The organism is Neopusillimonas aromaticivorans, assembly GCF_030344915.1.
Taxonomy (GTDB): domain Bacteria; phylum Pseudomonadota; class Gammaproteobacteria; order Burkholderiales; family Burkholderiaceae_B; genus Neopusillimonas; species Neopusillimonas aromaticivorans.
In genome coordinates, this window is record NZ_CP128233.1 from 1314357 (window position 1) to 1334950 (window position 20594).

A 20594-nucleotide genomic window follows, 5' to 3' on the forward strand; every position below is an offset into this window, starting at 1 on the left:
CCGGCGGCTCCAACCGGAAACCCCGGCATAACGGGGCCCCGACCAGACCCCGAACAAACCCGGATCCCCATCCGGGTTACCGGGTCAACGAAACATCGGCTACGTCCTTCGGCGTAGCCGATGTCACTTCATCAGCTACAATTGGCAGTTAACCTTTTTTAATCGGTCTATGGCTTCCAACGTTGCGCCAGACGCTGGCGAACTCTTGCGATTCGACGGTGTTGCCCTTGGCTATGGCGACTTCACCGTCCTGAAAGACATCGACATCCGTGTATGTCGGGGTCAGGTCGTTGCCATGATGGGCGGTTCCGGTTCCGGCAAAACCACGCTACTGCGTGCGGCAACCGGCCAGATCTTTGCACAAAAAGGCACCATTCATGCGTTCGGGCAAGACCTGGCCGGCCTGGCACGCCCGCAGCTGCAACAGCTGCGCCAACGCATGGGTGTGCTGTTCCAGCAAGGCGCCCTGTTCACCGACCTGAACGTCTTCGAGAACGTAGCCTTCCCGCTACGCGAGCATCAGCGCCCGCCCGAAGCCGAGGTCATTGAAAAAGTACTCGACAAGCTCAATGCCGTTGGCCTGCGCGCCGCCGCACACCTGCGTATCTCCGAAATTTCCGGGGGCATGGCCCGGCGCGTCGCCCTGGCGCGCGCCATTGTGCTCGAACCCGAACTCATTCTGTACGATGAGCCCTTTGCCGGGCTTGACCCCATCTCGCTGGGCATCACGGCGCGTCTCATCCGCGACCTTACCGACCGCCTCAACTGCGCCTCCATTCTGATTACCCACGATGTCCCCGACTCGTTCGCCATTGCCGACCAGGTCTACATCGTGGGCCAGGGCAAGCTGCTGGCCAGCGGCTCGCCCGCACAAATGTCCGAATCCACCGACCCTTACATTGTGCAGTTCCTGAAAGGCCAGCCTGACGGCCCGATTGCGTTTCACTACCCCGAAACCCCCGCCTTCCAGCACTGGCTCGACCAACAGGGGAAACGCTCATGAACCCATTCGCGTTCATCCGCAGCATCGGCCGGCACGTCCGTAATTCCATTCTCAGTCTGGGGGCCATTACCCGGCTGCTCGTGGCCATTCTGGCCCGCAGCGGCAGCGCCCTGAAACGCTTTGGCCTGGTTTCACAACAAGTTCACTTCATCGGCAACTACTCGCTGCTGATTATTGCCGTTTCCGGGCTGTTTGTCGGTTTCGTGCTGGGCCTGCAGGGCTACTACACCCTGAACCGCTACGGCTCCGAAGAAGCCCTCGGGCTGCTGGTTGCCCTGTCACTCACCCGCGAACTTGGGCCGGTGGTCACCGCCTTGCTGTTTGCCGGTCGGGCGGGCACCTCGCTTACTGCCGAAATCGGCCTCATGAAAGCGGGCGAACAGCTGGCCGCCATGGAAGTCATGGCAGTCGACCCTGTCCGGCGCGTTCTGGTCCCCCGCTTCTGGGGCGGCGTCATCGCCATGCCGGTTCTTGCCGCCGTTTTTTCCATGGTCGGCATCATCGGCGGCTGGGTGGTCGGCGTACTGCTTATCGGCATTGACCCGGGCGCCTTCTGGTCACAAATGCAAGACGGGGTTGATGTCTTCAAAGATGTCGCCAACGGCGTTATAAAAAGCATTATTTTTGGCATCGCGGTCACCCTGATCGCCTTGTACGAGGGCTGGACGGCCAAAGCCACCCCCGAGGGCGTCGCCCGCGCCACCACTCGCACAGTGGTCAGCGGCGCCCTCGTGGTTCTTGGGCTCGACTTCCTGCTTACCGCCCTCATGTTCAGCACTTAACGGAAACATCATGACGCGTGACAAAACCGACTTCTGGGTAGGTCTCTTTGTGTTGCTGGGCATCATTGCCCTGGCATTTCTGGCCCTGCGCGCCGGCAACCTCAGCTCGTTCTCGTTTGCCCCGACCTACAAGGTTCAGGCCCACTTCGACAACCTGGGCGGTCTCAAGGTGCGCGCGCCGGTCAAAAGCAGCGGGGTCGTGGTGGGTCGTGTCGCCGCATTGTCCTTCGACAACGAACGCTACCAGGCCGTGGTCACCCTTGATCTCGAGTCGCAATTCCAGTTTCCGGCCGACAGCTCCGCCTCGATTCTGACTTCCGGCCTGCTGGGCGAACAATACATCGGCCTGACTCCGGGCGGTGACGACAAAATGCTGGCCAGCGGCAGCACCATCCAGTACACGCAAAGCGCTGTTGTCCTCGAAGAATTAATCAGCAAATTTTTGTATAGTTCAGCCAGTGATAAAGGCGGCGAAGACGCCGGCGCCCCGGCATCGCCCTGACCAGAACCCCTACAGCAAAGCCATCATCCCGAACGCAGGAACGCCACTGTTGCCCAAGCCCTGTCGGCCTGAAAGCACGTGGCGTCACACAACACGAAAGCACCCGACATGAAAAACATCTTCAAAAAATTTACCAGCCATCGCCTGGGCAAAGTTGTTCCTGTGCTGGCCCTCAGCGCCGTCATTGCGGGTTGCGCCAACGTCACCAACCCGGTGCCGCAAGACCCTTGGGAAAGCTACAACCGCAGCATGTTCGCGTTTAACGATACCGTAGACCGTGCGCTGCTCAAACCTATTGCCACAGGCTACGAAACCGTCGTACCCAAGCCGGCACGCACCTGCGTCAGCGGCATTTTCAACAACCTGCAAGACGTCTGGTCATCGTTCAACAGCTTCCTGCAAGGTCGTGCCCACGACGGCATCAACATGTTTGGTCGCGTCCTGTTCAATACCACCATGGGCCTTGGCGGCTGTATCGATGTGGCCTCCATGAACGGTTCGCAACGCATCATCAACGACTTTGGCGTCACGCTGGGCGTCTGGGGCTTTGACTCCGGCCCTTACCTGATCCTGCCGTTCCTGGGTTCCAGTTCGGTACGCGACGGCATCAGCACGGCCGCCTGGTTCGCCATCGACATCTCGCCGCCTTATGCGCCCATTTTCGAAATCGACAACATCCCCTTGCGCAACAGCATCCTGGCACTGGCCGTGGTTGATTTGCGCGCCCGTCTGCTGCCCGCCGATCGCATGGTCGACGAAATTGCCCTTGATCGCTACAGCTTCATCCGTGACGCTTACATCCAGCGTCGCCAGGCCCTGGTTGAAGGCCGTTACGTCGATGCCGCTGACACCACCCGTGACGGTCTGCCCATCAACGACAAAGCCCTCAGCGTGCCCGATTACAGCATCGACGACGATGCACCTGCCGCGCCGGCAAAACCGGCCGGTCAATAAACAACGGCTTACCGGCCACCCGCAAGCATTCCAAGGAAGTATCCATGTTCAAGTTTTTTGCGTTTGCACACAAACAGTTCCGCACCCTGGCCGCTACTGCACTGCTGGGTGCAGGCCTGGGGCTGAACGTCGCGGCAGCAAGCGCGCAGCAGCCCGTCAACACCAAAGCGCCACCCAACGATTTTGTGCAGGTCGTCGCTGACAATGCGCTTCAAGCGCTCAAAAAGAGCCCGAAGCCAAGAACGGCAATATCGTACGGCTCAACGAACTGGTCAACCAGTACGTCCTGCCCTATGTCAACTTCGAAAAAACCACCCAACTGGCCGCAGGGCGTTACTGGCGCCAGGCCACCGCACAACAGAAGGCTGACCTGGTCGAAGCATTCAAAGGCACCCTGATTCGCACCTACAGCGGTGCCCTGCGCCAGGCTGACAGCGTCTCGTCCATCACCCCTTTGCCGTTTCGTGGCGACGTTCAGGCCGATGACGTTGTCGTGCGCACCAGCATGTCACGCAGCAACGGCCCCTCGATTGGCGTAGACTACCGTCTTGAAAAAACCGCAGAAGGCTGGCGCATCTACGACCTTAACGTTGAAGGCATCTGGCTGATCCAGAATTATCGCAACCAGTTTGCCCAACAGATCGCGCAAACCGGCATTGACGGGCTCATCAAGGCCCTGAATGACCGGAACCAACGCTAACCAGCGTTATGCCTCGGGGCCTGCGGGCCCCATCACTTTTGTGTCTCATGTCCGCTCTTTCTCTCGATCACGTCTCAAAAATCTATCCACCCCGCCGTCGCGGTCTGCGCGACCTGCTGGGTGGTGGCAACAAGCGCCAGGGTTTCCAGGCCCTGAACGATGTCAGCCTGTCGGTTGAACCCGGCGAATTCTTCGGCTTGCTCGGGCCGAACGGGGCGGGCAAGACCACCCTGATTTCCGTCCTGTCCGGTCTGGCCCACGCCACTTCGGGCACCGCCAAAGTATGCGGCCACGACGTCATCACCGATTACAAAGAGGCCCGCCGCTCGCTGGGTGTGGTACCGCAAGAACTGGTATACGACCCGTTCTTTACCGTACGCGAAACCCTGCGCCTGCAATCCGGTTATTTCGGGCTGCACAAGAACGACGACTGGATTGACGAAATCCTGCATAACCTGGGGCTGTCCGACAAAGCCAACAACAACATGCGTGCCCTGTCGGGCGGCATGAAACGCCGGGTGCTGGTGGCGCAGGCGCTGGTCCATCGTCCCCCGTCATCATTCTTGATGAACCTACCGCCGGCGTCGACGTCGACCTGCGTCGCACCTTGTGGGAATTCATCTCACGCCTGAACAAAGAAGGTCACACCATTTTGCTGACCACCCACTACCTTGAAGAAGCCGAGGCACTGTGCGGCCGCATTGCCATGCTCAAGCGCGGCCGGATCGTCGCCCTGGACACCACCCAGGGCCTGCTGGCACGCTTTGGCGGCAGCGACCTTGAAGATGCCTTTGTGCGCATCATGAACACCGAAGACACTACGGGGGCTCAATGACAACGCCCATTCTCACGCCTCGCCAAGACCTCGGCTCCGGGTTTCCCACACTGGTCTGGAAAGAAATCATGCGGTTCTGGAAGGTTGGTTTCCAGACCGTCGCCGCACCCGTCCTGACCGCCCTGCTGTATCTGCTGGTCTTTGCCCACGTCCTTGAAGGCCGGGTGCAGGTCTACGGCACACTGCCCTATACCTCGTTCCTGATCCCCGGCCTGATGATGATGAGCATGCTGCAAAATGCCTTTGCCAACCCGTCATCGTCACTGATCCAAAGCCGTATCACCGGCAACCTGGTGTTTGTGCTGCTCCCCCATTTCGCATCGCGAGTTCTTCGCGGCCTACCTGATCGCCGCCATTTTCCGCGGGCTGGCCGTTGGGGTGTGCGTCTGGCTGGTGGCCATGTTCTTCATCCCGTTAATGCCTGTCAACCCGGGCTGGGTACTGGTCTTCGCCATTTTTTCATGCGGCATCATGGGCGCACTGGGCATCATTGCCGGGCTCTGGTCTGAAAAATTCGACCAGCTGGCGGCCTTCCAGAACTTCCTGATCCTGCCGGCCACCTTTTTGTCGGGCGTGTTCTATTCCATCCACAGCCTGCCCCCGTTCTGGCAAACCGTCTCGCACTACAATCCCATTTTCTACACAATCGACGGCTTCCGGTACGGGTTTTTCTCGGTATCTGACGTCTCGCCCTGGACCAGCCTGGCCGTTGTGGCCGGCGTTTTTGTTGTACTGGCCTGGTACACCTTGCGCCTGCTGGCCAGCGGCTACAAACTGCGGAACTAATCATCATGCTGCCTACCCCACACGAAGTACGCCAATACATTCTCGACAATCTGAACTGCGAACACATTGAAGTCGAAGGCGACGGCTCACACTTTGAAGCCATTATTGTCAGCCCCGAATTCGAGGGCAAGCGCCTGATCGCGCGCCACCAGCTGGTTTACAAAGCCCTGGGAGACCGCATGAAGGCCGAAATCCACGCGCTGTCGATGCGCACCCTGACTCCCGCCGAATACAACGCCAACCCGAATGGATAAACTGATCATTACCGGCGGCAACCGCCTGCACGGCGAAGTTGTCATCTCGGGCGCCAAGAATGCCGCCTTGCCCATCCTGTGCGCCAGCCTGCTCACCGCCGACACACTGCACCTGTCCAATGTGCCGTCGCTCAAAGACATCAGCACCACCCTGAAGCTGCTGGCGCAAATGGGCGTGCAAAGCCAATGGGGCAACCCGGCCGAACTGACCCTGAACGCCGCCGAAGTCACCAGCCTCGAAGCCCCATACGAGCTGGTCAAGACCATGCGCGCATCCATCCTGGTGCTGGGCCCGCTGCTGGCCCGTTTCGGTGAAGCGCGCGTCAGCCTGCCCGGCGGTTGCGCCATCGGCCAACGCCCGGTCGATCAGCACATCAAAGGCCTGACCGCCATGGGTGCCGAAATCCGTATCGAGCACGGCTTTGTCATTGCCCGCGCCAAGCGCCTGAAAGGCGCCACCATTCGTACCGACATGGTCACGGTCACCGGCACCGAGAACCTGCTCATGGCGGCTGTTCTGGCCGAAGGCCGCACCATTCTGGAAAACGCGGCGCGCGAGCCCGAAATCACCGACCTGGCCGAACTGCTCATCAAAATGGGGGCACGCATCCAGGGCCACGGCACCGACCGCATCATTATTGACGGCGTTGAGCGTCTGCATGGCGCCAAGCACCGCATCGTGGCCGACCGTATCGAGGCCGGCACGTTCCTGTGCGCCGTCGGCGCCGCCGGCGGCGACATCACCCTGCGCCATGCCGCCCCCGACACCATGGGCGCAGTACTCGACAAACTCCAGGAAGCCGGTGTCAGCATCGAGTGCGGGCCCGACTGGATTCGTGGCCACATGAACCAGCGCCCCAAGGCGGTTGGCTTTCGCACCTACGAATACCCGGCCTTCCCAACCGACATGCAGGCCCAGCTGATGGCCCTGAATACCATCGCCGATGGCACCGCAGTCATCGCCGAAAACATCTTTGAAAACCGCTTCATGCACGTGCAGGAACTACGCCGCATGGGGGCCAACATTGATATCGACGGCCACACCGCCGTGGTCAAGGGCATCCCCGAACTGTCCGGCGCCACAGTCATGGCCACTGACCTGCGTGCGTCGGCCAGCTTGGTCATTGCCGGCCTGGCCGCCAGCGGGCAGACCACCATCGAACGCATCTACCACCTTGACCGTGGTTACGAACACATGGAAGTGAAACTGCGCCAGATCGGCGCCGACATCCAACGCATCAAACAGGATCCCGCATGAGCACGGCTGCCGCCCCTCTGACGCTGGCCTTGTCCAAAGGCCGTATTTTCGAAGAAACCCTGCCCCTGCTCGAAGCGGCAGGCGTTCAGGTCTCTGAAAACCCCGAGTCATCACGCAAGCTGATCCTGCCCACCAGCGACCCGGGCCTGCGCCTGATCATCGTACGAGCGTCCGATGTGCCGACCTATGTGCAGTACGGCGCTGCCGACTTCGGCATCGCCGGCAAAGACGTCCTGTTCGAACATGCCGCCCAGCACCCCGGCGGGCTGTACCAGCCCATTGACCTGAATATCGCCAAGTGCCGCCTGTGCGTAGCCGTGCGCCAGGGCTTTGACTACGAGGCTGCCGTGGCCCAAGGCTCACGCCTGCGCGTGGCCACCAAATACGTCCAGGCCGCCCGCGAACACTTCGGGCGCAAGGGGTTTACGTTGACCTGATCAAACTGTACGGCTCCATGGAACTGGCGCCGCTGGTTGGCCTGGCTGACGCCATCGTCGATCTGGTGTCCACCGGCGGTACCCTGAAGGCCAACAATCTGGTCGCGGTCGAAGAAATCGTCGATATTTCCTCGCGCCTCATCGTCAACCAGGCCTCGCTCAAGACCCGGTCCTCCCAGTTGCAACCGCTCATTGACGCCTTCGCGCACGCCTCGGCCGACAAATAAACCACGCTTTTGCACCGCTGCGGGCCGGCTTGCAGCCCGCCGCTTTGACCCCATTGTCCTTTTTTGTCATAGTATTAGCTTCACCTTTGCTGTCAGGGTCACCATGTTGTCCATCAAACGCCTCAGTTCCGCCTCAGAAAACTTCGCAGCCACACTGCGCCAGTTGCTGGCCTTCGATGCCTCGCAAGACGAGTCCATCGAGCGCACGACCGCCGATATTCTCCGGCAGGTCCACGAACATGGCGACCAGGCCTTGCTGGGGTTTACGCAGCGGTTCGACCATGTTCAGGCCGAATCCGTTGCGGCGCTTGAAATTCCAAAATCCGAATGGCACGCGGCGCTTGATAGCCTGCCGGCTGACCAGCGTGCCGCGCTCGAAGCCGCCGCCCTGCGCGTGCGCGCCTACCACGAGCGTCAACGCGCCGAAAGCTGGTCGTACACCGAAGCCGACGGCACCGTACTGGGGCAAAAAATCACACCGCTCGACCGTGTCGGCCTGTACGTTCCGGGTGGCAAAGCCGCGTACCCGTCATCGGTCCTGATGAACGCCATCCCGGCCAAGGTGGCCGGTGTCGCCGAAGTTGTCATGGTCACGCCCACACCCAACGGCGTACGCAACCCCATCGTGCTGGCTGCCGCCGCCATTGCCGGTGTTGACCGCGCCTGGGCCATTGGCGGCGCACAGGCCGTTGGCGCATTGGCCTACGGCACCGAAACCATTGCGCCGGTCGACAAAATCGTCGGCCCCGGCAACGCCTACGTCGCTGCCGCCAAACGCCGTGTTTTCGGCACGGTCGGTATCGATATGATCGCCGGCCCCAGCGAAATCCTGATCATTGCCGACGGCACCACCCCGGCCGACTGGGTCGCCATGGACTTGTTCTCGCAAGCCGAGCACGACGAGCTGGCGCAATCCATTTTGCTGTGCCCCGATGCGCACTACCTTGACCAGGTCGAAGCCGAAATCAAGCGCCTGCTGCCCGGTATGCCACGCGCCGACATCATTCGCACCAGCCTGTCCAACCGCGGCGCCCTCATCCACGTCAAAGACCTTGACGAAGCCTGCGCCATCGCCAACGACATCGCCCCCGAGCACCTTGAAATCTCCACCGAAAATGCGACAGCGGTTGCCGAAAAAATCCGTCACGCCGGGGCCATTTTCATGGGGCGTTACAGTTCTGAATCGCTGGGCGACTATTGCGCCGGGCCAAACCACGTCCTGCCCACCTCGCGCACCGCGCGCTTCTCATCGCCCCTGGGGTGTATGATTTCCAGAAACGCAGCAGCCTCATCCAGGTTTCGCGCGACGGCGCACAAACCCTGGGCAAAATTGCTGCCAAACTGGCCTATGGCGAAGGCCTGCAAGCCCACGCCCTTAGCGCCGAATACCGGTTGAACACCGACTCCTGAACGTAGCCAGGGCTGCGGCCCCGCTTTATACAGAATACTATGCGTACCGCCGAAATTACCCGCAATACCAACGAGACCCGCATCCGCGTGGCCATCAACCTTGACGGCACCGGTCGCCAAAGTCTCAATACCGGTGTACCTTTTCTCGACCACATGCTCGACCAGATCGCCCGTCACGGCCTGATCGATCTCGATATCCATTGCGATGGTGATACCCACATCGACGACCACCACAGCGTTGAAGACGTCGGCATTGCCCTGGGCCAGGCCTTTGCCGCTGCGGTTGGCGACAAAAAAGGCCTGCGTCGTTACGGCCACTCGTATGTGCCGCTCGATGAAGCCCTGTCGCGCGTGGTGGTTGATTTTTCCGGTCGCCCCGGGCTTGAATTCAACGTGCCCTTCACCCGCTCGCACATTGGCCACTTCGACGTCGACCTGACACAAGAGTTCTTCCAGGGCTTCGTCAACCACGCACTGGTCACCCTGCACATCGACAACCTGCGCGGCAGCAATTCGCACCACCAGTGCGAAACCGTGTTCAAGGCCTTTGGCCGCGCCTTGCGCATGGCCACCGAAATTGACCCGCGTGCCAGCGGCGTCGTGGCATCCACCAAAGGCGTTCTGTAAGCATCGTGAATACCATCGCCATTGTTGACTACGGCATGGGCAACTTCCACTCGGTTGCCCGTGCCCTGCAAGCGGCCGCACCCGACGCCGACGTACGCATCTGCCGCAGTGCGGCCGAAATCACTGCGGCCTCGCGCGTCGTGTTCCCCGGCCAGGGCGCCATGCCCGACTGCATGCGCACCCTGAACGAATCCGGGCTGCGCGATGCCGTTTTGCAAGCCGCCCGTACCAAACCCCTGCTGGGCGTGTGCGTAGGCGAGCAAATGCTGTTTTCCACCAGCGAAGAAGGCGACTCTCCCTGCCTGAACCTGTTCTCCGGCAGCGTCAAGAAATTTCAGGGGCCACAATTTGCCTCATCGCGCCAGCACGGCGACGAGGCCCACGAATTGCTGAAAGTGCCGCACATGGGCTGGAACCGGGTGCAGCAAACCCGGGCGCACCCGCTCTGGAACGGTATCGACGATGGCACGCACTTCTATTTCGTACACAGTTACTATGCGGTACCGACCGACCCGGCACTTACCGTAGGGCAAACACACTACGGCCTGACCTTTACCTGCGCGGTGGCTGCCGATAATATTTTTGCTGTGCAGTTTCACCCCGAAAAAAGTGCTGATCCGGGCTTGCGCCTGTATCGCAATTTTGTCGACTGGAACCCCTAAGCGGTTACGCCAACTTTCCACCCTTTCTTTCGTTTGACTGACCCAGATCATGCTTCTCATCCCCGCTATCGACCTTAAAGACGGACAGTGCGTACGCTTGCGCCAGGGCGATCTTGCCGACGCCACCATCTTCTCGGAAGACCCCGCCGCCATGGCCACAGAATGGCTCGACCAAGGCGCTCGGCGTCTTCATCTGGTTGACCTGAACGGTGCCGTTGCCGGCACACCGAAGAACCTGACCGCCATCAAGTCCATCCTGCGGGCCATGGATGACGAAATTCCCGTACAGATCGGCGGGGGCATTCGTGACCTGAACACCATCGAAAGCTACCTCGACATCGGCATTTCGTACGTCATCATTGGTACCGCAGCGGTCAAAGACCCCGGCTTCCTGCGCGATGCCTGCAGCGCCTTCCCCGGCAGCATCATCGTGGGCCTCGATGCCCGCGATGGCAAAGTCGCCACCGATGGCTGGAGCAAACTCACCCGCCACGACGTCTACGACATAGCCCGCAAGTTCGAAGATTACGGCTGCGAAGCCATCATCTACACCGACATCGGCCGTGACGGCATGCTGTCGGGCGTCAACATCGACGCCACCGTAAAACTGGCCCAGGCCGTCAGCATTCCCATCATTGCCTCGGGCGGCGTCACCGACCTGCGCGATATCGAAGCGTTGTGCGCCGTTGAGGAAGAAGGGGTGCAGGGTGCCATTCTGGGCCGCAGCATTTACGAAGGTACGCTCGATTTCGCCGAGGCCCAGTGCCCTGGCGGATGAACTGAACGGCGAAACAGAATGACATCCTCATCTGGTTCAGCTGCTCGTGGGGCGCCCGGGCTTGCGGGCACGCCCGGCGCAACCGACCCTACGGCTACCGCCATTGCCGACACCGGTCTGACACGACGCATCATCCCGTGCCTCGACGTGACCGCAGGGCGCGTGGTCAAAGGGGTGAACTTTGTCGGGCTGGTAGATGCCGGCGACCCGGTTGAAATCGCCCGGCGCTACAACGAACAGGGCGCCGACGAACTCACGTTCCTTGACATCACCGCCACCAGTGACAATCGCGACCTGATTCTACCCATCATCGAGGCCGTGGCCTCGCAGGTCTTCATCCCGCTAACCGTGGGTGGCGGCGTGCGCCAGGTGGCCGACATCCAGCGCCTGCTCAATGCCGGCGCCGACAAAGTGTCCATCAACAGCGCGGCCGTCAGCAACCCCGAACTGGTTCGCGAAGCGGCCAATTATCATGGTTCACAATGCATTGTGGTGGCCATTGACGCCCGCCGCGTCAGCGCCGAAGGCGAGGCGCCCCGGTGGGAAATCTTCACCCATGGTGGCCGCAAAGCCACCGGCATTGATGCCGTGCAATGGGCCGAGAAAATGGCCGCCTATGGCGCCGGTGAAATCCTGCTGACCAGCATGGACCGCGACGGCACCAAATCGGGCTTCGACCTGGAGCTGACCCGGGCGGTATCCGATGCCGTGCCCGTACCCGTCATCGCTTCAGGTGGTGTCGGCAACCTGCAACACCTGGTGGACGGTGTCAGCGAAGGGCGGGCCAGTGCCGTTCTGGCCGCCAGCATTTTCCACTTCGGCGACCATACCGTGCGCGAAGCCAAGGAATTGATGGCCCGCCACGGCATTCCGGTTCGGCTGTAAAGATCGGGGGCACAGAATATGACCGCCTGGATTACCGACATCAAATTTGACGCACAAGGCCTGATTCCTGCCATCGCCCAGGACGCCGACACCGGCGTGATCCTGATGGTAGCCTGGATGAATGCCGAATCACTGGCCGAAACCGTGGCGACCGGTCGCGCCGTCTACTGGTCGCGCTCGCGCTCGCGCCTGTGGCGCAAGGGCGAAGAGTCCGGCCACGTACAACAACTGCGTGAAATCCGTCTCGACTGCGACGCCGATGTCATTCTGCTGAAGGTCAAGCAAGAAGGTGGCATTGCCTGCCACACCGGACGCGAAAGCTGCTTCTACCGGCGGCTCGACGACACGGCCGGCCAGCCCGTCGGCAAAGACAACCCGGGCCAAGATAATGCCGTCTGGAACAGCATCGACCCCGTCCTGAAAGACCCCGAGCATATTTACAAGTAACAGGGTGCCGACGCCGCCGGGAAACCGGCCGCACACGGCGTACCGACCGGAACCTCCGTCAATCACCCCGGCCTGAAAGCCGGGACTTCCCGCGTAAACTGATGACAAACGCCAATGAAATCCTGGCCCGCCTGGCCGACACCCTGGAAAGCCGCCTGCCCAAAAATGGCGGCGATCCGGAATCCTCGTACAGCGCCCGCCTGCTGGCAAAAGGCCCGGACGCCTTCCTGAAGAAAATCGGTGAAGAAGCCACCGAACTGGTCATGGCGGCCAAAGACGAATCGCGTGAAAAAATCATCTATGAAACCGCCGACCTCTGGTTTCACAGCCTGGTCGTGCTAGCCCATTTCGGTATTCGCCCGGAAGACATCCTGAACGAACTGGCCCGCCGCGAAGGCACGTCAGGCATCGTTGAGAAGGCCTCGCGGGCGCCCTAAGGGCCCCAGGCATTATGGCATCGTGAACTGCGCACGGGTTCACTGAAAAAGCGTGCACCCGATCCACTTGCGCGACAGCGCCGGCACATACGCTTGCCAATCCTAAGGCATACCCTAGCTGCTTAAATCGAAACGGTCGTATACACTGTGTCGCTGCGGCAGGCCTCGTTGGCCGGCCGCCCGTTTCAACCCTGTTTTTGTATCGCCCCGTATCTGCCATGACCCAATGCCTGTTCTGCAAAATCGTCAGCGGTGAAATCCCGTCCCGCAAGGTTTTTGAAAACGACGAACTCCTGGTTTTCCACGATATCAACCCTGCAGCACCGGTACACCTGCTGGTCATTCCCAAACACCACGTCACCTCGATGCAAGACATCACCGAGGCCGATGCCGGCTGGCTGGGGCGCATGATGTCGCTCATCCCGAAAATTGCTGCCGAAAACGGTTGCCGTCCCGGCCCCGACGGCGGTTTCCGGGTGGTGGCTAACAGCGGTGCCGATGGTGGCCAAGAGGTCGCTCACCTGCACTTTCATATTCTGGGCGGCCCACGCCCTGGGACAAGCGCGTCGCTCCGGCGGCGTAAACGGGCCAAGGCAACGACAGCGCCAAAATCGCCAGGTGGCGACGGCGGCCCGACGGCAGCATGCGGCAAACGGGTGACCAGGCCAAGCCGCAACCCGCAACGCCCCGACGGCCCGCCATCACACCGGCAAACACAGTAAACTGTTCGTTATCTGTCATTGAAACCTGAAACGGTGGCCCTGAAACCACCCGCACACACGACAACACCACTATTCGCAGCGTTATCCGCTGCACGGAGATCACATCATGGGTACCTTCAGCATCTGGCACTGGCTAATCGTTCTGGTCATCGTGGCCCTCGTTTTCGGCACCAAAAAACTGCGCAACATGGGTGAAGACCTGGGCGGTGCCGTCAAAGGGTTCAAAAAGGCATGGCTGACGCCACCGCCACCGATGACAAAAAAGAAGCCGTTACCCAGAAAGTCCAGGATGACAGCACCATCGACGTGCAAGCCAAAGAAAAGAAAGATGCCTGACCGACAGGGCTGTGTTGCATTCACCCCTAATGGTTAACCGTCATGTTTGATATCAGCTTCACCGAACTGATGGTCATCGGCATGATTGCCCTTGTCGTCATCGGCCCCGAACGCCTGCCCAAGGTGGCCCGTACCCTGGGCCATCTGCTGGGGCGCGCGCAGCGCTACGTCAATGATGTCAAAACCGACATCAAACGCGAAATGGATGCAGGCGACCTGAACAACCTTAAAAACCAGTTTGACGAAGCCCGCAGCTCGGTACAAGCCTCGCTTGACGACGCCTCGCGCACCATCGCCAACCCCATGCTCGAAGCGCAAAAGGCCGTCGAAAATGCCGGCAAGTCGCTGCAGGCGTCCATGGTTGATTTTGAAGGCCAAGAAGGCGCAACGCCACCCGAACCTGTTGGCAATACGCCAGCCGTAAGCACAAGCACCGCCGCCAACAACACGGCAACCGGCACAGAAACACCGTCTGAGGCGGCCAAACCTGCGGCCGCCTCGTCCACCAGCAACACCGGAACATCGCCGTGACCACCGAAGACAGCAGCACCGACACCTTTGTTTCGCACCTGATCGAACTGCGCACCCGCCTGATGCGCGCCGTTGGCGCCATTCTGGTGGTGTTCATCGTGCTGTTCCTGTATCCGGGCGCCTCGGCCATCTATGACATTCTGGCCGCCCCCATGCTGGCGTCACTGCCCACCGGTACCACCATGATCGCCACCGGCGTCATCACGCCGTTCATGGTGCCCATCAAGGTCACCCTGCTGGCCGCCTTCGTGCTGTCGCTCCCGGTTGTGCTGTACCAGGCCTGGGCTTTCGTGGCTCCGGGCCTTTACAAACACGAACAACGTCTGGCCCTGCCGCTGATTTTATCCAGCACCATTTTGTTCTTGCTGGGCATGGCCTTTTGTTATTTTGTCGTCTTCAAAACCGTGTTTGAATTCATTGCGGGTTTTGCACCCCAGTCCATCACGCCGGCGCCCGACATCGAAGCCTATGTCAGCTTCGTCATCACCATGTTCCTGGCCTTCGGCATTACCTTTGAAGTGCCCATCGCCGTGGTGCTTCTGGTCAAAACCGGCATCACCACTGCTGACAAACTGCGCAGCGGTCGGGGGTACGTCATTGTCGGGGCGTTCATTATCGCTGCCGTCGTCACACCGCCCGACGTCATCAGCCAGTTCATGCTGGCAGTGCCACTGTGTTTGCTGTTCGAGGTAGGGCTTCTGATCGCCAGCCGCATGAAACCGCTGCAGGCCGAGGCCGATGAAACAGAAACAGCGGGATGACACCTCAGGGCCAAAAGCGCCTGTAGCTGGTTGTTCAGCTCGCCGACTCCTGGGGTAACGCGTAAATCGTGGTTTCAATGTGCCCGTCTTGCCGGAAGGTCACCTCCAGCACACGGTTAATAAGGTCAGGCTGGCGACCCAGCTCGCTCAACGCCTCTACAAAGAGCTGCTCCATGATGCAACGACTGATGTCTGCCTCGCTATTCAGGCAGACCAGCCCGGCATGAATGGCCAGTTGGGCGTAAAGCCCACCTGACCCAGGCGGCACACCCCTGAAATCGCACGCATTGTGGGTGACCAGAATAAAGTCTTCCTGCACCAGAAGCTGCACCAGCTTGGCGTCTGATGTTCCCGACAGGCCTCGGTCGCGTACACAGGTGGTTTGATAGTAGCCCGCTGCTACCGCATGCCGCACCAACGACGGGGACAGGCATTCGTCAATAAACAGTTTGTGATCTTGCATCAGGCATGGGCACCCGGGCGAATGGCCTTGTGCTCAACCTGCCAGGCTGGGAATTGACGTGCCAGCGTGCGCGGGCGACCACGCTGTGGATGCAACGCCTCGTACACGCGGGCAAGCTCGATGAGTTCGGGGGTGAGGAACGGGTAGTCTTGCTTCAGCGCTTCAAGCGTATCACCCTGGCGAAGAAAGCCCAGCACCAAACCTACCGGTACACGAGAACCCTTGAACACGGCAGCCCCTGCATGATGTCAGGGGTACTTTCAATGGCGTCGTTGACTTGCTGCAGGACGTGGAAACGTTCCATGGTTTGCCGGACAAAGCCGGCCAGGTTGACATCGACACAGTCCAGCGGTTGCACATGCCAGGTGGTTTCTGCACCGGCAGACGCCAAGGCCAGTATCTGGCGTGTCTGTGCCGGTGGCAGGGCATGAATGCGCTTGACGAGTTCAGCCATGACCTGCTTTCTGGCATGCGCTGCCATGACCTTTTCTGCGCCGAAATAGAACTTGGCCAGCGCAGCGGCGACAGGCATGAAGCGCCGGACACGTGAGTTGACCTGATAAAGGCGTGCGGGCAGGATGTCGTCATCAACGACCTGATTGATTTTCCGCTGTGGCAAGTCTGCCAAAAAGGCAGCTTCCACGGTAGACACGGTGAGCATCGTCACTGCCATGTGTACCTCCATATAAACAATTCCGAAATATCGGATAATTATACATGGCAAGGTACTAACCCGGACTTTTCAGCAGCAATGTTATCCTGCCGATTTTCGGGCCTTCCAACAGGTCAAAGCCCCCGGCGACGGGCCTTCAATTGCACAAACCAGCCATACCCGCTGACCAGCACAATACCTGCGGCCACCAGTACCGCACCCACCAGGAAACGGGTATCAAGAGGTTCATCCAGCAACCAGACCCCGAACACAATCGCGAACATAGGCGTCATGAACGAAAACACGCCCAGCCGTGACGCCAGATAGTTGCGCAGCAACCAGAACCAGGTCAGGAAGGTAATAAACGACACCACAACCCCCTGAAACAGTACGCTGCCAATGGCCACCGGGGTGAAGTTGATGCGGGCCTGCCCCATGACAAACGCAGCGGCCAGCAATAACACGAACGCCCCCACCAGTTGATACATCAGCGTAACCGTGGCCGGCGTATTGGATAGTTTCGAGCAGCGGATGACCACGGTTGTTGCGCCCCAGGCCGCCCCGGCCAGCAAACCCAGAAAATCGCCCCACAGCATGTCGGCCGCCTGACGCGGGTTGTCGCTGGCATCAGGCCCAAAGAACGCCATGGCCACACCAATAAAGGCAATGAAAATGCCGAACCATTGGACCAGTGCCAGACGCTCTTCAGGCAACCGCCAATGCAGGCCGATGGCGGCAAAAAACGGCGCGGTATACAAAAACACCGTCATGTGCGATGCCGTGGTGTGACGCAGCCCTTCACCAATCAGCCAGAACTCAAGGGCGAACAAAAAACCCACCAGCAGCCCCGGGCGCCAGCCACCATCGGCCAATGACAAGGGCACCCGTTGCCACAGCATCAGCAAGCCCACCAGCACAATGGCAATGCCCGACCGCAGGGCAATCTGCAGGATTGGCGCAATATCGGGTGCAGCGGCCTTGATGGCAATTTGCTGAAATGCCCAGATCATGCACAGCACCGTCATGATACTGACCGCACGCGTATCAATGGCCTTACGAGTTTGCATCCCCTTCCCTTCTTTTATTTATGGTGCCAACACTCCCGGCTGTCGTGTTGTGGCGTTTGCAACCATACCAAAGGACACGCAAAAAAGGTAGCCGAGAACTGGTTACAAGCTTGTTTCAAACGCGCAAGCAGGACATAATGAGCAGCGCACTGACGCACGTTGAGGCGGCCCAACCACCCCGCGCGCCTTCGTTATGAATTTTCACGTTAAACTCGGTTTGCTTTACTGACCCCTTGCCCCTAACCCATCATGCTGCGCCAATACCTCGTTCAGGCTACACCTAATCACCCCAGCTCCGTAGAGGTCATGACGTGCATCTCCACCTGTATGACACGCAACTGGCCGTATTCAAGTGTCAGTCTTGAACAATTACCTTCGGCAGCAAGCGTACTCAAGCAAGGGGCAACGCCGGTGGGTTCAGTTGATTTCCTGCGCAAGGCCATGGGGCTGGCCGGCATCAAAGTGCCCGCCGCACTGAACTACCCCAAACGCCTGCAGAAATGGTTACACCGCGAAGTTACGCCACGGCGCAAGGGTGACTTGCCCACCAGCGGCGAATGGTTCATCAAACCCGCCATCTCGACCAAAACATTCAGGGGCGGGGTCTACAGCATGGAAGAGGTCAAACTGATTGACCAGCTCACCAGCGAACACGCCGCCCCCCACGATACCGTACTCACGGCACGCAACGACCTTGAACTGATCCGGAAACTGCCGCGTGAATTCCCCGTATGGGTGGCGTCGCCCATTGCCTGGCAGTCGGAATGGCGCTTCTATATTCATCGGGGGCTTATCAAAGGCGCAGCGCGCTATGACAAGGGGCTTGATTCGGCCCCCGAGCCCGACATCAACGCCATCAGGCTGATGATTGCCGACCTGTCATTTGACGCCCCCATTGCCTATGCGCTTGACGTGGGCGTGCTGGATAACGGCAAGACAGCCTTGGTTACCGTGAATGACGCCTGGGCCATGGCCTACTACCCTGGCTCGCTGCCGCCGGAAACCTATCTTGACATGCTGCGTGACCGCTGGATTCAACTGATCAAGCCCGGCCACGTCACTTTGTTTTAAAGGCCGCCACCGGCCTGCGCACAGACAGCCGCCGCCCAGGGCTGCAACGGCGACTGAACCGCGTGTGTCCGGCAGCGCTTAATCAGCCTGATGGTTGGCTACACCACGACGCACCACAATGGGTACGGCCCCCAGCTGTTTCTTGGCCACCCACTGGGCCAACGACGCGTCCAGATAATCGGTATGCCCGGGAAACCAGCGTGACAGTTCAACCGCCAACCGCCGTGCCTCGGCCGGATTACCGCCCGTTTCGAGGTAGTCGGCCACTTCCCGCATGGAACCCAACACCGCATTGTGCTCTTTCGTATGGCAATCGCGGGCCGGAAAAGCCGTGGTGTTCATGTAGTGCTCTTCTTGCGAGAAATGCCGTTCGCTGTGCTGAATAAGGGCCTTCAGGTGTTTGAGCAAATCGGCATCGTCGGCTTTCAACAATGCACTGGTAATGTCAACGAACTCGCGGTGGGTTTCGTCCATGGGCTCGAAACCCACCAGAAAGGCGTCGGTCCAGACCAGGTCATCGGCAGGGGTGTCGGTAGGCATAGCGGCAATCTCGATAATTAAACAGCGTCTGCCATCATAGCAAAAACCGTAACCGCCGCTATACTAGCTGCCACTTCGACCACCGTCCATAGCGCCATGTCTACCGACAAAAGACACCTCGAAAATACGGCTGGCAGCGACCAAAAATCAAGTTAAACGCCAGGCTTACCAACACTGTACCGACGCGGGTCAGAGAGACTTAAGAATACGGCTACAAAAACAGCGTAAAAACTTAACGTATGCATGCGTCGGAACATTGTCTCGGTCAGACCGAACACCAAAAGCCAAGACATAGCGCCAGCCCCATGGCCGCCGCCACGCGTGCTGGCTGAGGTATCACCTGCCCCAGACGTTTCAAAAAATACCCGCATGGGACAAGGTAAACCAGCAATAACCCCATAAACCCCGGCAAGCCAAATGAAGCCAGCATGAACAGCAAATCGTTGTGGGGTTCGCCAAAATAGTCATCGACGCCCACAACAAAATCACCTACCAGACCTTTGGGGTGGGAATCGTTGACCATGGTCTCTTGGAAGCGGCTGCCATCACCCAACCCCGCCAACGGATGCTGGACAAACATATCAACCGATGCCCGATACAATTGCAACCGTACACAAATCGACGAATTCTCTAGATAATTGCTGTCCCGACAACTGACAACTTCGTCATACGCCAGCACAGCCCTGTCGCGCATGATATCGCTGCTGGCGAAAACGGCCACCAACGCCGCCAGCATCACCATCGCAGCGACAAGCGCCCGGCGCCACTGCTGCCACCCAACGAACAGCGCGACGGCCACGAGCACAAATACCGGCATGGCAACCCAACCCGAACGGGTCTGGGTCAACACAAATCCGGCCAAAGAAATAACAGCCGCCAAGGCTTTGAGCACCCGCTCTGCGCGGGGCCATCGCGTTTGCTGCCACCCCAACGAATACGCCGCAACAACAGCCATGTAGGCCATATAGTTACCGTAGGTGACGGCATTGTGGGCCGGCGTATCCGGGCGAACAAAATCGGGCAAGGTCAACGTCAGAACCACGGCCGCAGAGATCACTCCGGCGACAGCGATACCCATTACTCCCCATTGCAGATACCTGTAGGGCACATACGTCAGGGCCAGCAAAACCACCCAGAACCCGAAAAACAACCGGATTGCACCCTCGCCATTAGCGCCGGCCCAATCGCCGTAATACAGCGAGGAACCCGCTACCGCCAGCAACAACACCGAGAACGAGGCCACCACCCATTGGTAATCACGCGTCAGCTGCCCGGCACCGGCAAAACGACGTTGTACCAGCAGGATCAGACAAACGGCCAGCGTGACGTAGAACAGGCCACTGGGCGTTTTGGAGCTGTTCAGGTTTGCGAAGGGCTGTACAGCCAGCAAGAGGGCAAGAATCAAATACATAAATGGAAAAAACGCTGAGAAAAGCCCGACGAAAATCCGGAAAACGAAAGCGGCCT

Annotated in this window: 21 protein-coding genes and 7 pseudogenes; 22 read left to right on the plus strand and 6 right to left on the minus strand. The window is 59.6% G+C overall.

Annotated features, from left to right (window positions below):
• Positions 1–169: 169 nt before the first annotated feature.
• The 21 genes and pseudogenes from N7E01_RS07030 to tatC all read left to right on the plus strand — a co-directional run bounded on the left by N7E01_RS07030 (position 170) and on the right by tatC (position 15334).
• Entirely contained in the window at positions 170–1003 is an 834-nt protein-coding gene (locus N7E01_RS07030) for an ABC transporter ATP-binding protein (protein WP_289175153.1), read from the plus strand.
• Positions 1000–1785: a lipid asymmetry maintenance ABC transporter permease subunit MlaE gene (mlaE, locus tag N7E01_RS07035; RefSeq protein WP_289175156.1), complete on the plus strand. Its 786-nt coding sequence runs from the start codon at positions 1000–1002 to the stop codon at positions 1783–1785. Before N7E01_RS07030 ends, mlaE begins: the two co-directional genes overlap by 4 nt.
• Before the next feature lie 10 nt (positions 1786–1795).
• Positions 1796–2287: an outer membrane lipid asymmetry maintenance protein MlaD gene (gene mlaD, locus N7E01_RS07040; RefSeq protein WP_289175158.1), complete on the plus strand. Its 492-nt coding sequence runs from the start codon at positions 1796–1798 to the stop codon at positions 2285–2287.
• A gap of 108 nt (positions 2288–2395) precedes the next feature.
• Positions 2396–3241 (plus strand): MlaA family lipoprotein, encoded by an 846-nt coding sequence (locus tag N7E01_RS07045; protein ID WP_289175160.1) that lies wholly within the window; start codon positions 2396–2398, stop codon positions 3239–3241.
• A 44-nt stretch (positions 3242–3285) separates the two neighbouring features.
• Positions 3286–3941, plus strand: a pseudogene (locus N7E01_RS07050) (MlaC/ttg2D family ABC transporter substrate-binding protein).
• 47 nt (positions 3942–3988) lie between these two features.
• Positions 3989–4776: pseudogene (locus N7E01_RS07055) on the plus strand (ABC transporter ATP-binding protein).
• Positions 4773–5562: pseudogene (locus tag N7E01_RS07060) on the plus strand (ABC transporter permease). Before N7E01_RS07055 ends, N7E01_RS07060 begins: the two co-directional pseudogenes overlap by 4 nt.
• 5 nt (positions 5563–5567) lie before the next feature.
• Positions 5568–5816 carry a BolA family protein gene (locus N7E01_RS07065; RefSeq protein ID WP_289175161.1) on the plus strand — a complete coding sequence of 83 codons (249 nt, stop codon included), beginning with the start codon at positions 5568–5570 and terminating at the stop codon, positions 5814–5816.
• A complete protein-coding gene (murA, locus tag N7E01_RS07070; RefSeq protein WP_289175162.1) occupies positions 5809–7074 on the plus strand; it encodes a UDP-N-acetylglucosamine 1-carboxyvinyltransferase in 1266 nt (421 codons plus the stop codon). Before N7E01_RS07065 ends, murA begins: the two co-directional genes overlap by 8 nt.
• Positions 7071–7738: pseudogene (gene hisG, locus N7E01_RS07075) on the plus strand (ATP phosphoribosyltransferase). The gene murA and the pseudogene hisG overlap by 4 nt, the downstream one beginning before the upstream one ends.
• Before the next feature lie 103 nt (positions 7739–7841).
• A pseudogene (gene hisD, locus N7E01_RS07080) lies at positions 7842–9148 on the plus strand (histidinol dehydrogenase).
• 39 nt (positions 9149–9187) lie between these two features.
• Positions 9188–9775, plus strand: coding sequence for an imidazoleglycerol-phosphate dehydratase HisB (hisB, locus tag N7E01_RS07085; protein ID WP_289175164.1), 588 nt, complete (start codon positions 9188–9190; stop codon positions 9773–9775).
• Positions 9776–9780: 5 nt separating this feature from the next.
• The gene (hisH, locus tag N7E01_RS07090) at positions 9781–10437 is read left to right on the plus strand and encodes an imidazole glycerol phosphate synthase subunit HisH (RefSeq protein WP_289175166.1); all 657 of its coding nucleotides are present in this window, start codon (positions 9781–9783) and stop codon (positions 10435–10437) included.
• Positions 10438–10486: 49 nt separating this feature from the next.
• Positions 10487–11215 (plus strand): 1-(5-phosphoribosyl)-5-[(5-phosphoribosylamino)methylideneamino]imidazole-4-carboxamide isomerase, encoded by a 729-nt coding sequence (hisA, locus tag N7E01_RS07095; RefSeq protein ID WP_289175168.1) that lies wholly within the window; start codon positions 10487–10489, stop codon positions 11213–11215.
• An 18-nt stretch (positions 11216–11233) separates the two neighbouring features.
• Complete coding sequence (hisF, locus tag N7E01_RS07100) at positions 11234–12100, plus strand: imidazole glycerol phosphate synthase subunit HisF (RefSeq protein WP_289175171.1); 867 nt, start codon at positions 11234–11236, stop codon at positions 12098–12100.
• Positions 12101–12118: 18 nt separating this feature from the next.
• Complete coding sequence (gene hisI, locus N7E01_RS07105; protein ID WP_289175173.1) at positions 12119–12547, plus strand: phosphoribosyl-AMP cyclohydrolase; 429 nt, start codon at positions 12119–12121, stop codon at positions 12545–12547.
• A gap of 101 nt (positions 12548–12648) precedes the next feature.
• Positions 12649–12984 carry a phosphoribosyl-ATP diphosphatase gene (locus N7E01_RS07110; RefSeq protein WP_289175175.1) on the plus strand — a complete coding sequence of 112 codons (336 nt, stop codon included), beginning with the start codon at positions 12649–12651 and terminating at the stop codon, positions 12982–12984.
• A 218-nt stretch (positions 12985–13202) separates the two neighbouring features.
• A pseudogene (locus N7E01_RS07115) lies at positions 13203–13567 on the plus strand (histidine triad nucleotide-binding protein).
• 245 nt (positions 13568–13812) lie between these two features.
• A pseudogene (gene tatA, locus N7E01_RS07120) lies at positions 13813–14042 on the plus strand (Sec-independent protein translocase subunit TatA).
• A 42-nt stretch (positions 14043–14084) separates the two neighbouring features.
• Entirely contained in the window at positions 14085–14573 is a 489-nt protein-coding gene (gene tatB, locus N7E01_RS07125; RefSeq protein ID WP_289175179.1) for a Sec-independent protein translocase protein TatB, read from the plus strand.
• On the plus strand, positions 14570–15334 hold the full coding sequence (gene tatC / locus N7E01_RS07130) for a twin-arginine translocase subunit TatC (protein ID WP_289175180.1): 765 nt from the start codon (positions 14570–14572) through the stop codon (positions 15332–15334). Before tatB ends, tatC begins: the two co-directional genes overlap by 4 nt.
• 34 nt (positions 15335–15368) lie before the next feature.
• Here tatC and N7E01_RS07135 read toward each other — a convergent pair whose 3' ends face one another.
• From N7E01_RS07135 to N7E01_RS07150, 4 genes are all read right to left on the minus strand, one after another.
• Positions 15369–15797 carry a DUF5615 family PIN-like protein gene (locus N7E01_RS07135; protein ID WP_289175182.1) on the minus strand — a complete coding sequence of 143 codons (429 nt, stop codon included), beginning with the start codon at positions 15795–15797 and terminating at the stop codon, positions 15369–15371.
• Positions 15797–16027 (minus strand): DUF433 domain-containing protein, encoded by a 231-nt coding sequence (locus N7E01_RS07140; RefSeq protein WP_289175183.1) that lies wholly within the window; start codon positions 16025–16027, stop codon positions 15797–15799. Before N7E01_RS07140 ends, N7E01_RS07135 begins: the two co-directional genes overlap by 1 nt.
• Positions 16000–16470 carry a hypothetical protein gene (locus N7E01_RS07145; RefSeq protein WP_289175185.1) on the minus strand — a complete coding sequence of 157 codons (471 nt, stop codon included), beginning with the start codon at positions 16468–16470 and terminating at the stop codon, positions 16000–16002. Before N7E01_RS07145 ends, N7E01_RS07140 begins: the two co-directional genes overlap by 28 nt.
• Before the next feature lie 113 nt (positions 16471–16583).
• The gene (locus N7E01_RS07150; protein ID WP_289175187.1) at positions 16584–17516 is read right to left on the minus strand and encodes a DMT family transporter; all 933 of its coding nucleotides are present in this window, start codon (positions 17514–17516) and stop codon (positions 16584–16586) included.
• Between the two features lie 306 nt (positions 17517–17822).
• Between N7E01_RS07150 and N7E01_RS07155 the strand changes: the two genes are divergently transcribed.
• Positions 17823–18587, plus strand: coding sequence for an ATP-grasp domain-containing protein (locus N7E01_RS07155; protein ID WP_289175189.1), 765 nt, complete (start codon positions 17823–17825; stop codon positions 18585–18587).
• A 78-nt stretch (positions 18588–18665) separates the two neighbouring features.
• Here N7E01_RS07155 and N7E01_RS07160 read toward each other — a convergent pair whose 3' ends face one another.
• Positions 18666–19127, minus strand: coding sequence for a hemerythrin domain-containing protein (locus tag N7E01_RS07160; protein ID WP_289175192.1), 462 nt, complete (start codon positions 19125–19127; stop codon positions 18666–18668).
• A 265-nt stretch (positions 19128–19392) separates the two neighbouring features.
• Positions 19393–20532, minus strand: a complete 1140-nt coding sequence (locus tag N7E01_RS07165) for an O-antigen ligase family protein (protein ID WP_289175194.1) — start codon at positions 20530–20532, stop codon at positions 19393–19395.
• Between the last annotated feature and the right edge of the window lie 62 nt (positions 20533–20594).